16 protein-coding genes are annotated in these 14,169 nt (G+C 58.1%); 14 read left to right on the forward strand and 2 right to left on the reverse strand.

The features are described 5' to 3' along the window. Positions 1-189 precede the first annotated feature (189 nt). The 3 genes from soil367_RS01960 (at position 190) to soil367_RS01970 (ending at position 2,091) form a co-directional block, all read left to right on the forward strand. Positions 190-822, forward strand: coding sequence for a sigma-70 family RNA polymerase sigma factor (locus soil367_RS01960; RefSeq protein ID WP_246065468.1), 633 nt, complete (start codon positions 190-192; stop codon positions 820-822). Further along, a complete protein-coding gene (locus soil367_RS01965; protein ID WP_136546406.1) occupies positions 819-1,550 on the forward strand; it encodes an anti-sigma factor in 732 nt (243 codons plus the stop codon). Before soil367_RS01960 ends, soil367_RS01965 begins: the two co-directional genes overlap by 4 nt. 106 nt (positions 1,551-1,656) lie before the next feature. Then, positions 1,657-2,091 carry a DUF7282 domain-containing protein gene (locus soil367_RS01970; RefSeq protein ID WP_136546408.1) on the forward strand — a complete coding sequence of 145 codons (435 nt, stop codon included), beginning with the start codon at positions 1,657-1,659 and terminating at the stop codon, positions 2,089-2,091. A 140-nt stretch (positions 2,092-2,231) separates the two neighbouring features. On the opposite strand, the gene soil367_RS01975 is transcribed toward soil367_RS01970, so the two are convergent. Continuing rightward, positions 2,232-2,426: a hypothetical protein gene (locus tag soil367_RS01975; protein WP_136546410.1), complete on the reverse strand. Its 195-nt coding sequence runs from the start codon at positions 2,424-2,426 to the stop codon at positions 2,232-2,234. Positions 2,427-2,753: 327 nt separating this feature from the next. Between soil367_RS01975 and soil367_RS01980 the strand changes: the two genes are divergently transcribed. The 4 genes from soil367_RS01980 to soil367_RS01995 all read left to right on the forward strand — a co-directional run bounded on the left by soil367_RS01980 (position 2,754) and on the right by soil367_RS01995 (position 5,534). Then, entirely contained in the window at positions 2,754-3,539 is a 786-nt protein-coding gene (locus soil367_RS01980) for a putative metalloprotease CJM1_0395 family protein (RefSeq protein WP_136546412.1), read from the forward strand. Between the two features lie 150 nt (positions 3,540-3,689). Further along, positions 3,690-4,577, forward strand: coding sequence for a LysR family transcriptional regulator (locus soil367_RS01985; protein WP_136546414.1), 888 nt, complete (start codon positions 3,690-3,692; stop codon positions 4,575-4,577). Positions 4,578-4,677: 100 nt separating this feature from the next. Further along, positions 4,678-5,031, forward strand: coding sequence for a DUF7352 domain-containing protein (locus soil367_RS01990; RefSeq protein WP_136546416.1), 354 nt, complete (start codon positions 4,678-4,680; stop codon positions 5,029-5,031). A 44-nt stretch (positions 5,032-5,075) separates the two neighbouring features. Then, positions 5,076-5,534 carry a phosphate-starvation-inducible PsiE family protein gene (locus tag soil367_RS01995; RefSeq protein WP_136546418.1) on the forward strand — a complete coding sequence of 153 codons (459 nt, stop codon included), beginning with the start codon at positions 5,076-5,078 and terminating at the stop codon, positions 5,532-5,534. Between the two features lie 82 nt (positions 5,535-5,616). Here the strand turns inward: soil367_RS01995 and soil367_RS02000 are convergent, their stop codons facing one another. Further along, a complete protein-coding gene (locus soil367_RS02000; RefSeq protein WP_136546420.1) occupies positions 5,617-6,531 on the reverse strand; it encodes a dienelactone hydrolase family protein in 915 nt (304 codons plus the stop codon). 300 nt (positions 6,532-6,831) lie between these two features. On the opposite strand from soil367_RS02000, the gene soil367_RS02005 reads away from it, so the two are divergent. From soil367_RS02005 to soil367_RS02035, 7 genes are all read left to right on the forward strand, one after another. Beyond that, a complete protein-coding gene (locus soil367_RS02005) occupies positions 6,832-7,917 on the forward strand; it encodes an efflux RND transporter periplasmic adaptor subunit (protein ID WP_246065470.1) in 1,086 nt (361 codons plus the stop codon). Beyond that, positions 7,917-11,090 carry an efflux RND transporter permease subunit gene (locus soil367_RS02010; protein WP_136546422.1) on the forward strand — a complete coding sequence of 1,058 codons (3,174 nt, stop codon included), beginning with the start codon at positions 7,917-7,919 and terminating at the stop codon, positions 11,088-11,090. Before soil367_RS02005 ends, soil367_RS02010 begins: the two co-directional genes overlap by 1 nt. A 232-nt stretch (positions 11,091-11,322) precedes the next feature. Beyond that, entirely contained in the window at positions 11,323-11,559 is a 237-nt protein-coding gene (locus soil367_RS02015; RefSeq protein WP_136546424.1) for a hypothetical protein, read from the forward strand. A gap of 111 nt (positions 11,560-11,670) precedes the next feature. Beyond that, positions 11,671-12,090, forward strand: coding sequence for a J517_1871 family lipoprotein (locus tag soil367_RS02020; RefSeq protein WP_136546427.1), 420 nt, complete (start codon positions 11,671-11,673; stop codon positions 12,088-12,090). Positions 12,091-12,206: 116 nt separating this feature from the next. After that, positions 12,207-12,614 carry a hypothetical protein gene (locus soil367_RS02025; protein WP_136546429.1) on the forward strand — a complete coding sequence of 136 codons (408 nt, stop codon included), beginning with the start codon at positions 12,207-12,209 and terminating at the stop codon, positions 12,612-12,614. 426 nt (positions 12,615-13,040) lie between these two features. Continuing rightward, the gene (locus soil367_RS02030; protein ID WP_136546431.1) at positions 13,041-13,469 is read left to right on the forward strand and encodes a hypothetical protein; all 429 of its coding nucleotides are present in this window, start codon (positions 13,041-13,043) and stop codon (positions 13,467-13,469) included. 105 nt (positions 13,470-13,574) lie between these two features. Beyond that, positions 13,575-14,030 carry a hypothetical protein gene (locus soil367_RS02035; protein ID WP_136546433.1) on the forward strand — a complete coding sequence of 152 codons (456 nt, stop codon included), beginning with the start codon at positions 13,575-13,577 and terminating at the stop codon, positions 14,028-14,030. Positions 14,031-14,169: the final 139 nt, after the last annotated feature.

The raw sequence follows: 14,169 nt of genomic DNA on the forward strand, positions 1-14,169 counted from the left end.
GTACGCGGGAACTTCGGCATCAATAGCCGCTTTCAGCAGGGCACCAGCCCCGCAACGTCGCCCCGTACCCTGATTTTCCCCTCAAGCTCTGCGCCGAAAATGTTATCCAACAACCCAGTCGGGACTCCTCTATAATCGCGCCTGTGCCCCTGCAGTTGTCCCGGGTATTACTTCATAAAAAGGCCGTGCATGCATACCGACTCACAACAGTCCACTTCGAGCGAGGGCGGCTTCGACGGTCGCGCTGAATCTGCGGCGCAGAATCGAAGGACAATGTCGGAGTCCGCGAACGGGGTCGCCAAGCTGATTTACCGCGTCGCTGCGAAAGATCGCGCCGCCTTTACTCAGCTATACCGCGTTACGGCGCCGAAACTTCTGGGCATTGTGCTGCGTATGCTGAGAGATAGAAGCTGGGCTGATGATGTGATCCAGGAGGCCTATGTGAAAATCTGGCAGAAGGCCGACCTGTTTGATGCAGACAAGTCCTCACCCCTGACCTGGCTGGCATCTGTCGCGAGGCACCTCGCCATCGACGAGCTGCGCAGAAACCCCGTGGGTCGCACCAGCACCGGCGAGGACCTGGAGCAGGTCGCCAGCAGGCAGGTTGCCGTCCAGGAGCAGCTGGAGAGCGAGGAGGAGGCGGGTCGGCTGAACCACTGTATCGACGAATTGGAGAAAGACCGCCAGGATATGGTGCGACTGGCGTATCTTTATGGCTGGTCGCGGGATGAACTGGCAAGCCAGTTTGAGCAGCCGGTAAACACGGTGAAAACCTGGCTTCACCGCGCGCTGAAGCAGATCAGAAGGTGCCTTGAGCTATGACCGAACGCGACGAGCTGGACATGCTGGTTGCAGAGTTCGTTCTGGGCACGCTTTCGGCCCAGGAGCGGGCTTATGTCCAGAGCCGGCGCACGGAAGATCCCGAGCTGGACAGGTTGATTCTGCACTGGGAAGAGCATTTGTCCGCAATGGCGGAGGACACCGACCCTGTGCAACCTGCGCCCGAGCTCTTCGAGTGCATTGAACGGCGGCTCGACGGCCTTGAGTCAGCTGGCGGGATCGACAACGTCACCGTGCTCCGGCAGCAAGTTAACCGATGGCGCTGGAGCACGGCACTGGCGTCGCTGGCGGCTCTGGTGCTGGTTGCAGTTCTGGTGTTTCAGCCAGAGTCTCAGCCAACCACGCAGTCGTTCGTGGCGGTGTTCCAGCATAACGACGAGCAGCCAGCGTTCTTGCTGACTGTCGACCTGGACAATCGCCAGCTCAATATCCGGCCGGTCACGGCGGAGCCGGTATCCGGCCGGTCCTACCAACTCTGGATCAAGGCCGATGAACTTGGACCGAAGCCGCGATCCGTCGGCGTTCTCGGCAATAACTTTACGCTCAACGACGCCGCATTGCGTGACTACGACCCGGCGCTTCTCCAAAAAGCCACTTTTGGCATCAGTCTGGAGCCGGAAGGCGGCTCGCCCACGGGCCAGCCTACTGGTCCGGCGATTCATGGTTATCTGTATCCTGCGCGAGTGGACCAGGGCGACGTCAGCCTGTAAAAAATTGCGGGTGGCTGAAACTTTTTGAAGCCAGGCTCCGTAACTGTCGGTACCCCATCTGGGAATTCAATGAACAGATGGAAAAACCGACTGCAAGGAGTACGCAATGAACAAGCACTCAAAGATCACTGCATTTCTGGCCGCCACGGTTGTTTCGGCTTCGCTCACCTCTGGCGCTGCGCTGGCGCATGACCATGGCGATGTCGGCGTTTGGGGCGATGATCAGTCTGTCTCCGAGGGCACAGTGACGGCCAAGAAGGTGATGGCGGAAGAGAACGGTTGGCTGGTAGTGCACCGCACCGACAAGGCCATGAAGCCTGGTCCGGTGGTTGGCTACGCGCCGCTTAAAAAGGGCAAGAACATGGACGTGCCGGCGATTCTCACTGAAGAAGTCGCCAGCGGGGACATGCTGATGCTTATGGTGCATAGCGAAGACGGCGGAATGAAGACCGGCGTTTTCGAATACACCCTCGGTGCCAAGGAAGACGGCCCGATTCGCAAGGATGGTGAGCTGGTGATGACCACAGTTACCGCTAAATAGCCTGTTCGCTATCGAGTGCACGTCGCCCTTGAGGCACCCGGCCTGGCCTTTGTGGCCAGCGTCGGGGCTCGGCTTTACTCCGCTCCTGAGCACGCGCTTCACTCGTTTGAATGGGACGCCGTCGCCGGTAAGAACCTGTTTCAGTCTTGCGGCGTGTCGTCCTTCTTCGCTTTCTGCGCCAGAAGCTTTTTCAGCTTGGCGGCGCCAGAGAAATCAAAGCCGGTGTCTTCAGCTAGCTGGTCCGGATCAAAACGAATGCCACACCCTGCTTTAATGATGGGCGGGGCTTTGGCGGTCCCGGGGTTGACCTGGGCGTCTTCATCGTCTTCTTTCATTGTCCACTTCGCTCATGGTTTGTTCCCCTATGCCAATGGTAGGGCCTATATTGCTCGACCTGGCATGGCGTTGTCCAAGGACATCTGGTTGAGACCCGGCGTCTTCCCGGGGCCATACGGTCATTCCCTTTTGCTGCACCCTCCGAAGCGCGGTGGCAGTCTCTGCGTTTTCATCTGCCCATCAGCTTTTACAGCGATTTGACAACCGTACCGCAGCAATAGACTAAGCTGATAGATACACGGAAGACCCGGTCGAGGTAGGCTCGACGGCGCACTATCGCCGCGCACGAGTCGACGGGTTTCGTTGGTTTTATGCGCGGGTGAGACATGCAAATCGGCTCTTCATCACATCTTCATCAGTACAGCCTGCCGTCGGGGCCGACTTCCGGTCAGGCGCCGGCCAATCGCGGCGCGCTGGTGAATGGCAGTGATTACGGCGCTGACAGCAGCGCCCATGAAGCTTCTGGCAGAGCTTCAGACAAAGCCGGCGATAAAGCCGTTCCGGCTTCGGGCAAAACAGCAGCCGAATCGCCAGATGAGGCGTCAAAACCAGCCGAGCAACCTGAAGGTCAGCAAGCGGCGGAAGAGCGCCTCGCCGAAGAGCAGGTCGCCGTTATCCGGGACATGAAGGCGCGCGATCGTGAGGTTCGCCAGCACGAGGCCGCTCATAAAGCTGTGGGTGGGAGTCTTGCCGGTGCTGTCAGTTACACCTATCAGCGCGGGCCCGACGGTGTAGCTTATGCGGTGGGCGGTGAAGTCCCCATCGATATCTCGCCGGCCGAGAATCCCGAAGCCACCATACAGAAAATGGATATCGTCAAGGCTGCGGCCATGGCCCCGGCACAGCCTTCGCCGCAGGATCTCCAGGTTGTTGCCGCAGCAACCCAGACAAAGGTGCAGGCCCAGGCCGAGCTGGCTGCGGAGGAGCGGGAGCCCGGTGGCGAGGCGGGCGCAGCCAAGCCCACTAAAGAAGGCAACAGCGGAGAGTCAGGGGACGCTCGCGAAACGCAGGAGAGCGGTGATGCAAAACGAGCCGCTTCGGCCTACCAGAGCATGAACGATTTTATGGCCGGCCTGCGGTCGACGAACGGCGCATTCGAAGCCCGCGCCTGAGGGCGTGAGACCTGCACGGTAAGCTGCTGAAGCGCTCTCTCTTTGCCGCTGTCTCTTTGCCGCTCTCTCTTTGCCACTCTCTCTTTGTCAACCACACGCGTAAACTGGTCTCTGCTGCGAAAAAGGCTAAACGGCGGGAGACCATCACCTTTGAAGCACCTCAACTACAAACACCTGCACTACTTCTGGGTCATTGCCCGGGAAGGCTCGATAGCACGGGCGAGTGAGTCCCTCGACCTTGCGCCGCAGACGCTGAGCGGGCAATTGGCTTCGCTGGAAGAAGCCGTGGGCGGTCTGTTATTCCAGCGCAAGGGCCGTAACCTGGTGCTGACGGACTTGGGCCGGACGGTATTCAGCTATACGAATGAAATGTTTGGCGTGGCGGAAGAGCTCAAGCAGGTGTTGAACAGTAACGCCTCCGAGCGACCCGTACATCTGGCGGTGGGTATCGTCGCCTCTATTCACAAGCTGATCGCCTATCGCCTCATTGAACCGGCCATGGAACTGGATCGACAGATCGTTCTGCGGTGCAGCACCGGTAGCCTTGAGCATCTGATGCATGACCTGAAGCGCTACCGGCTGGATCTGGTGCTTACAGATCAGCTGCCAAAACCGGATAAAGATTTTGCAGCCCACAGTTTTGAACTGGTCACCTCCACCATCAGCATATTTGCCGCGCCGGCACTGGCCGGACAGCTGCGTCCGGGTTTTCCCGGCAGTCTCGACAATCAGCCGTTTCTCGCCAATGTCCTGGAGTCGCCCTATCTGCATCGCCTGATGCAGTGGCTGGCGGAACAGGGCGTGAGGCCGCGCATCCGGGCCGAGGTCGATGACAGCGCCTTGATCAAAGTGTTCGCTAGCCACGGCGCGGGGGCATTTGCGGCGCCCACTCTCATTGGCGACGAAGTGTGTCGCCAGTATCAGGTGGAAGAGGTCGGGCGCATTCAGTCCATAACGGAATCGCTTTTCGCAATCACCGGCAAACGGCGTTCAGGAAACCCCGCCGTAGGCGCCATCTGCGGGAGTCGCGCCGATTAACATCGTAAAAACAGGATAGAGCTGACGCTATTACCTGTTTTTTGCGAGCATTTGGATCTGCAAAGATAGCTCCAGACACTTGCAACCGAGGAGTCAGACGATGAAAACCATTCACAAGTACCGTTTGGAAGCTTACCAGGGTCTCAATAATCTGCGTTTGCGCGACGGTTTCCGCATTGTCCGGGCGGAATATCTGGTTACCGAGAAAGCGGTTTTCCTCTGGGTCGAAGAACCTCTTCGGGCAGATGTGGCCAGTCAGCAGTACAACTTCCGCGTTGCCCTTTCCGGCGAGCCAGTGCCTGAGCACTATTGCTACCGCGGAACTGCGCTGGACCCGTTTGGCGCGGAGGCCTATCACGTGTTTGAGGTTATGGAACAGCGCCGTGAAAACATGGCCGGGGGCCGGCGAGAGATGGAGCAACTCAGAAGAGCGCCCGCAGTGAATGCGGCTTAGCCTGGGTCAAAACCGTTCTAGCTCACGCCCCGGAACACCAAAAGATGCGAGAAAGTTTTGATACCAAGCTGCTCGGCGGACTCCACGGGATAATCCGCTGGGCAGTGCGTGCCCTGGCTCTGCTCATGGTGTTTGTCATCATCATGGGCGTGGTCGATGTGGGCTGGATTCTGTACGAGCGGCTAGTCTCGCCCCCGGTCTACATACTGACAATTTCGGACATGCTGGCCACGTTCGGCGCATTCATGGCGGTATTGATCGCCATCGAGATCTTCATCAATATCACCGTCTATCTACGCGATAACGTGATCCACGTGAAGATTGTAATAGCCACGGCCCTCATGGCAATCGCCCGAAAAGTGATTGTGCTGGATTTGGAAAAAGTGTCGCCAGCCTATCTCTGGGGCATCGCGTCTATCATGCTTGCAGTAAGTCTTGCCTACCTGATGATGCAGTGGGTGGTTGAAGATCGTGAGGTCATTACGAACAAGGCGAATCCCTAGCCCGAAGTCCGGCGCGCAGCTGCCCGGGTGGACCCGGGTAAAGGGACGAGGGGAAGGGATTCTGTCTTATCCGGCGCGCGGATCAGCTGAGGTGGCGTTCAAAGAACGCCAGCGTCCGCGACCAGGCCAGTTCAGCCTCTTTTTCCGAATACCGCCCCGTCGAATCATTATGGAAACCATGGTTCACACCGTCATAGAAGTGCGCGGTGTAGTCCACATCGTTGGCTTTGAGGTCCGCTTCGTAGTCTGCCCAGGTCTCATTCACACGGTCATCAATGCCGGCGAATTGCAGCAAGAGGGGAGCGCTGATATTGCTCCGTAACTCCTCCGCAGCGGGTGTGCCGTAAAACACCACGCCCGCGTCCAGTTCGTCGCCGAGCGTCGCCGCCAGCAGGTTGACAATGTAGCCGCCAAAGCAGAAGCCGACCGCCCCCAGTTTGCCATTGCTCTGCTCATGGTTTTTCAGGAAGCGGGCCGCCGCGATAAAGTCTTCCTCTATCTTCCCGCGATCCAGGTTGCTCTGCATTTCCCGCCCTTTGTCGTCATTGCCGGGATAACCGCCGGCCGGGTATAGGGCGTCCGGTGCGAAGGCAATGAAACCTTCCATTGCCAGGCGACGGGCGACATCCTCGATATAGGGGTTAAGCCCGCGGTTCTCATGGGCCACGAGCACGACCGGCGCCTTGCCGCTCAGCTCGCTCGGCACCACCAGATAACCACGTCCCTCGCCGTGACCCATGGGCGACGGGAACAGCTCGTAGCTGGCTTTGATCTTGGGATCATTGAATGAGACCTGCCCGGCTTCGGCATAGTTGGGCATGAGCGTGGAGGTCAGCACCGTCAGACTGAAGCCCAGTGCGGCCAGCGAGCCCAGCTTTGCCATGAAATCGCGGCGATCCATGAGCCCGTGGGCATAGGCGTCGTACCAGTCGAACGCTTCTTGGGGAATAGGTCGATTGGCAATAGGTCGGGGTGAATCGGAACGCTGCGTACTCATCGGTGGCTCTCCATGCTCTGGCGGGCTGTTAAGAATCAACCTCAGGTTCTCTCAGATTAACCCGGACCCTACAGTTTGCGCGACTGCTGAGTTCACCCGATTACGGCTCTCGTGTGGTGAACGAGCTCGCATGCCTGTTGTCGCGGTCACTTGCCGAGCCGCAGTAAACGCCGGACTCTGTTCAATCACTACCGCTCTCTTCGGTACTCATCAGCTGGGTATTCCCTTAGTATCGGTCACTACACAGTCTGGGCGCCTTTACAGGCCAGTTGCCTGGGGATTTATGCAGGGGAGAGGGTTTTGAGTCAGTCATCGAAAGGGAGACTTCTGCTCCCGGTAGTGCTGCTGTTCGGCTGGAGCATGGGCGCGCTGGCCCAGGATCGACCGGACGTGCGTGTGGAGCAGGTCAGTAAGACAGACATCATTTCCGAAGTTCTGCTCAACGGAACGGCGAATCCCATGCGATCCTCCGGATTATCCACCGCGGTGGCGGGTTTGCTGGACCAGGTTTCTGTGGAGCCCGGCAGCTATGTTGTCGCTGGCGATCTGTTGATGCGGCTGGACGACGAGCAGGCAGCGCTGGAGCTGGAGCAAGCGGAAGCGGCGGTGGAAGAAAGCCGGGTCGCCCTGGAAGAGGCTCGCCGGCGGGTGTCTGAGGCGCGTTCAGTTGGGGCGGGGCGCAACATAGCCGCAACCGAGGTCAGCACCCGGGAAAGCGCAGCTGCGTCCGCAGAAGCGACCCTTGAGCGACTGGAGGCAGAGCGCCGTCGACAGGAAGTGATTCTCCAGCGGCATCGGATTGAAGCCCCGTTCGACGGTGTGGTCAGCCAGCGTTTGAGCGACCTGGGCGAATGGGTCACCCCAGGCGATGAACTATTGCGCCTGGTGGACACTCGTAATCTGAGGCTGGATTTCGAGGTACCCCAGGACCATTACCCGCGCATCGACGACCGCTCAACACTGAGGGTGAAACACCAGGGCGAGCGTCTGGAGGCGACCATCAATACGTTGGTGCCGGTGACCGATTCCGCGGCCCGAACCTTTCTCCTGCGTGCGCTGCCGCCGCCCGACATGGCCGTGCTGCCCGGCATGGCCGTGCAGGCGACCCTGCGTATGACCACGGGCGAGCAGGGGCTGACGGTGCCGAGAGATGCGGTCAACCGCTATCCGGAGGGGCGGGTTACCGTCTGGCTGGCGGAGCCAACGGACGAATCCGGCGTGTTCACCGTCACCGAGAAGCGCATCGAACTCGGCGCCGCGTTCGAGGGCCGCATTGAGGTTACCGATGGGCTTGAGGGCAACGAGCGGGTTGTGACCCGAGGCAATGAATCGCTCAGCGAAGGCGTTGAGGTGACCCTGGCCGGTGACATCGGCGGGGAAAGCTGATGTTTGCCGGGGTGATACGTCACGGCACACTGGTTGCGGTTATCTCGCTGATCATCGCCATTCTGGGGGCAGCGGCGGCCCTGCGGATTCCCGTACAGATGATTCCTGACGTTGAGGTGCGCACCGTCACCGTTGAAACCCAGTGGGCAGGCGCCACGCCCCAGGATATCGAGAAGGAGATTCTGATTGAGCAGGAGCGCTTCCTGCGCAATGTGCCCAACCTCAGCCGAATGACCTCAACCGCGTCCAGCGGGTCATCGGAGATCGAGCTGGAGTTCCCGTTCGGGGTGGATATCACCGAAACCCTCATCCAGATCAACAATGCCCTGAGCCAGGTATCGGATTACCCCAACAATGTCGACGAACCGCGCATAGTAGCGGCGTCGTTCTCGTCGAATGCCTTCATGTATTTCCGCATTTCCACCCTGGAGGGCAACCCCCGGGAGCTGGATATCGAGCTGATGCAGAACTTTATCGAAGACCGCGTCCGGCCGCTGATGGAAAGCGTTCCGGGCGTGTCTGAAGTCACCGTGGGTGGCGGTGCCGACCGGCAGATTCAGGTCGCAGTTGATGAGGCTGCCCTGGCCCAGCGAGGGCTGGGCCTGACCGATGTGCGGGATGCGATCACTGCGCGCAATCAGGATATCTCCGGTGGCGAGATCGATGCCGGCAAGCGCCGGTACCTGCTGCGTACCGTGGGCCGTTTTGATGATGTGCAGGCGCTGGAAGATCTGGTGATCGTGCGCCGGGGCGACAGCGTGATCCGCCTGGGCGAGGTTGCCGAGGTTATGCAGGGTCGGTCCCGGCTCCGGGAAGTGTCGATCATCAATGGCCAACGGGGCATTGGCCTGCAGGTGCGCCGGGAGAGCGGCTCCAACGTCATCAATATCAAGCACGCCATGCTCGACACGGTTGAGACGATCAACCGCGACGTGCTGGAGCCGGCCGGTATGCGCCTTGAGCTGACGTCGGACGATGCCCGCTATGTTGAGGCCTCGGTGGCCAACGTATGGACCAACCTGGGTATCGGCGCCATTTTCGCCACCCTGGTGATGTATCTGTTCCTGCGCTCCGCAAAGGCGACCTTTGCCGGCGTTGTCGGCATTCCCCTTTGTGCCATAGCCGCATTCATCGGCCTGTTACTGGCAGGGCGCACCGTTAACGTCATCTCCCTGGCGGGCATCGCCTTCGCCATCGGCATGACCGTCGACAACAGCATCGTGGTGTTGGAAAACATTGAGCGGCACCGGCGCCTCGGGCTGGACCGGCTTGAGTCTGCGCTCAAAGGTGTCACGGAGGTCTGGCCTGCGGTACTGGCGTCGACAGCCACCACCATTCTGGTCTTCCTGCCGATCCTGTTTATCAAGGAAGAAGCGGGGCAGCTCTACTCGGACGTCGCGATAGCGATCTCCGCCGCCATCATGGCCTCCATGCTGGTCGCGATAACCGTGATCCCGACCCTGTGCGCCCGACTTGAATTCGGTCGCGCCAAAGTGGATATCGACCAGTACGGCAACGAAACCGGTGGCGGCTGGAACTCAGCAGTAATGTCTGCAGTGGCGTGGCTCGTTGCCACTCACCTGCGCCGCCTGGTGGTGGTCGGGGCAACGTTCGCGGCGAGCCTCTGGGTGATTCTGGTGCTGACGCCGCCGGCCGAGTACCTGCCGGAAGGCGAAGAGCCCAAGACCTTCGCCGCCATGACCGCCCCTCCTGGTTATAACCTCAGTGAGATGCGCGGCATCGCCCAACAGGTCGAAGACCACTTTCTGCCCCATGTGAATGCAGACGGCGAGGCGTACGCCGCCGGCGAAACCCGGGTACCGCCGATGGCTTACCTGAACATGCAGGTCAGCCCCACGCGGGTGAGAATCATCGCGGAAACCCTCAACCCCCGCCACATCGAACCGTTGATGGATGAGATAACCCGCTTCTACCGGCAGTTCCCCGGCATGCGGGCATTCGCCACCAAGGGCTCCATCATTTCCAGTAACGACGGCGGTACCCGCAGTATTAATCTGGACATATCAGGCGCGGAGCTGGCGCCGGTCTACGACGCCGCCAACGCGGCCTACCGTCGGGCTGAGGAGATCTTCGACAACCCCAGAATCCAGAGCCAGCCATCCACGCTGACCCTCGCCCAGCCCCTGATCCAGATCCGTCCGGACTGGGACCGCGCGGCGGAACTCGGGCTGGGCGCGGACGCCATCGGCTTCACCGTCTCCGCGTTGACCGAAGGGGCGTATGTCGATGACTTCTTCCTCGATGACGAGAAGATCGACATCTACGTCTACGGCAACCAGGGCCGTGATCCCCAACTGGACCAACTGGCCGATGTGCAGATCTATACCTCAAGCGGCCAGGCCCTGCCCCTGTCGAGCCTGGCCGAGATCGAGGAAACCGTGGATACCAGCACGGTAAGACGCGTGGACGGCCGGCGCACCGTGACCCTCAACATCATCCCGCCCGCGGATGTTGCGCTGGAGGCGGGAGTAGAGCGGGTCCGCACCGAACTGCTGGAAGCCATGCGCGCAAGCGGCGAGCTGCCTTCTTCGGTGAACGTGGATATCTCCGGCGCCAGCGATCAGCTTAATGCCACCCAGGAGGCCCTGACCGGCAACTTCCTAATCGCCATCGCTATCGTCTACCTGATGCTCGTGGCTATCTTTGCGCACTGGGGCTTCCCCCTGCTCATCATGACCGCCATCCCTCTTGGAGTCGCCGGCGGTATCGTAGGTTTGGCCCTGATGAACGTCGTCGGCGGGCTGCTGCCCCTGATCGGCCTGCAGCCGTTGCGGCAACCCTTCGACATGATCACCATGCTCGGCTTTCTGATCCTCATGGGTACTGTCGTCAACAATCCGATCCTGGTGGTGGACCAGGCCCGCCAGAACCTGCAACAGAAAGGTGCGTCTGTGGTCGACGCCGTGGTCGCCGCCGTACAGACCCGCCTGCGGCCGATCGCCATGACCACCCTGACCACGCTGTGCGGCCTCTCGCCGCTGGTGTTTTTGCCGGGGGAGGGGACTGAACTCTATCGGGGGGTTGGCGCTATTGTCTTATTCGGACTCCTCGGCGCGGCGATAGTCACAGTTACCTTTTTGCCCGCGCTGACGATCGTTGTGCTGCAGTTGCGGCAGCGGTTTACGGGGCGGAAAGAGGCCGGGGTGGGGTGAGTGTTTGCGAGGCCGAGAAGCGTTGGGATCTTATGCAGTATGATTGAGGGCGTGGATGATGGAGGTCGCGCGAATACGTCCTGGTAGTGTCGTTGCGATATAAGGGCTTGATCCAAAAGGACTATTTGAGTCCTTGCTGGCTGTTTCGGTTGTAATAACGAAGCGGTCGCGTTTGCGCAATAATAAAGCGCGCTATCTAATCACTGTTAAAAGCCTCGAGGGATTCCAGTGCATGAAAGGATTGGCCGCATACATTGAGAGAGATGGTGACGTGACGAGGATCACGTTCGATGATATTGAGACTGATGCAGCCGGGGATCCAACAACCTGGGGCAAGACGGTCCTGTATACATCCAATGTCTATCCTTCTAGCGACCTGGAAGATTTGTCGTTGTCAAAAGACCAACTTGCGGAAATCGGCGAGAATCTTCTTCTCCGGCTACTGGCCCTCAATGGCTGGCAGAAGTAGCCAGCTTTTAACAATTCGCTCTTGTCGGACAATTTCTCCGCCGCTTCGCGGCTACAAAATTGCCGCAAAGCTCTACGTTATGTGTCCTGGGCCTGAGAAAAAGGGAGTTTTATGAAAGTTTTGAAGCACAGCCTGGTTGCTGGTTTTGTAATCGCTCTCGCGGGGTGCCAGTCACCCATGAGTGACATGATGAACAATAACTTTGTGGCCATCACTCCTGAGCCAGTGCCAGATGGTCTTGTGGGTTCATGGACAGGAAATATGGGTCCTTACCTTGTCAGCATGAAATGGCAGTCCGACGGACATGGTTCATTCTGCTACTCCTATGGCACCGCTGACGTTCTCCAGAAAGTGAAATTTTCAGAGGGCACCATCCAGATTCAGGACGGCACCAAGCTCATACTGAAAGAGCAGAATTCTGAATCCATTACAGTCCATGCGCCCTATGCTGCAGGCAAAGACACGATCCTCTACACCGATCCGGACTATAAAAATGCCTCGGAATATTGTGCCAAGGCGCTCAACACATAACCAGTCGCTGTAGTACGCGGCCGATGGCCGCCGGACGCCCTTTTCATTGCGGCTTCGCCTCCATTGCAAGGGCGCCGCTAAGCTCAGCGTTATGCAAAAAATTGGATATCAAAAGTATGAAATATGTAGTTATCGCGATAGTCACAATTGTTATCGTAGCGGCACTAACCGTCCTTTATAAAGTGATGCCCCACAGGGAACTTGGATCAAAAAGACCAAAATTCTCACTCTTTCCAAAATATCGGAACAAAGTACCAGTGCCTGAGTCTGACGATCACATAGAAAAGGTAATGTCCTCTTTGGGCTTTGAGAAAAAGAAGGATCGTGGTGGTTTGTCGGAGTATTCTCGAGGATTCATAGCTGGCGATATATCAATAAAACTCGCGAAGGTGAAAGTTATTTTCTATCAATCAAGCGAGGGCAAACTTCCTTACACTGTAGAAGCCGCTTGGATTGCTGCTTTTGACACAGGGGACCATTGGAAGTTTGCGAAGGAACTGGGGGATAAACTGGAAAATGCATAACCAGTACAATCACGGCGACGGTTACTGCATTGCGGCTGCGCCTCCATTCCGTAACCGCGCGTGTTGTTGGCGTTAAAGGCCTGGCTGTCGTGTTCTTGGGTACGGTGTTTGGGACCGGTTCCGGTGCTTGGCCTCGGCAGAAACACACCCCTTGGTCTGCCATCGGCATTGGCTGGTCATTCGGTGCAAAGGTCGCGGGGCCATCCGGTTTAACCTCGGTCAAAACCCGCCCATTCGGTGCCCTGGTTCCTGGCGCTATGGGTCAAGTTACTGCAAGGTATCGGGAGTAGGCATTCGGTATTGAGTGCCAATACAAAACCACGGGTAAACGGCCCTTAACCAGGCGGTCAACCGGACACCATATCCCTTGCGGGCTATGGTTCCCTGCGCTTCGCTCCGGTGCCGGTTACCGCTAGCGTTAGCCATATGAATGAAGCCGAGCGTTGGAACCACATTTTGTCTCTTGATGAGGAGCTTTTGAAAGGCGGGGTCATTCTCTCGGAATGGTGCTCTTTCATTGTCCGCGAATCTGATTCGGCCTTTGTGCATGGTGCAAATCTGGCATCAATACTGACAGCTGTTTCCGGGATCGAAACTTATCTGCGTTCGGAGTACGTCAAGAAAGAGCGGAGCACGCTTTTTGAACTTATCAATGATGCTCCCATAGCAGACGATCTTCGCTCTGACCTGCACATACTTCGAAAATATCGGAATAAGTGGGTCCATGTGAATGACCCCTGGGATGATCAGGGGCTTATCGACACGCCGGAGGAGGCCGAGAGAGAGCTAGAAGAAATGGCCTTGTTCGCGGCTAGGGCTCTACGAAGAACAATCTATGAGAATCAGTGGGTGTAAAATGGCTAACAATCGCAGGCACAGCGACGGCTTTTTCGTTCCGGCTGCGCCTCCACTACAAAGCCGCGCGTGCTGCGGGCGTTACAGGGACTTGCCTAGCACATCATGAGAAGGGAAGCGGTAGTCGAGAATATTGAACTAAACCCACTCGGAGAGTTCCGGATGGGTTGTGATGCCTATGGCATGACGATCAGAACGAACTTCGGTGAAATTGAGACGTTTAGGGATGTCCCGGTTATGATCGGGCAAACCGACCACTCAAAGTTTGTTGAGCAGTCGTCGTGCAAAGGGTATCTCTTGATCGAAGGTGCGTTTGCCACCTACATCGTGGATATCAAAGATCAAACTATTAGCGTCTACAGAGCTACGGTGCGTGGCCTAAACAATGAGTGGTGTGACGAGAACCCGATCTACGGAACAGATACTCGTCACGTAAAGGGCTTTACCCGTCACTACCATCTCCAGTTTCCCTTCGTAGCAAAGGAGCGTTTCCATAAGGTTTTCGGAGACTACGAAGCTCTGCGTAGGCGCCAAATTCAGGAAGCGACCGATGCCCTGTAACAAGGCAATCAAATTCGTTCCGGCCTTCGGCCTCCACCGGACGCCCTTGTCAGGGCGCCGTTTATTGCGGACGTTGAGGCTGTAGAAAAAGTCCCAAAACTGCCAGTCGGGCTCTGTTAGCATCGAGTTATCTGAGGCC

This window comes from Hydrocarboniclastica marina (assembly GCF_004851605.1).
Classification (GTDB): Bacteria; Pseudomonadota; Gammaproteobacteria; order Pseudomonadales; family Oleiphilaceae; genus Hydrocarboniclastica; species Hydrocarboniclastica marina.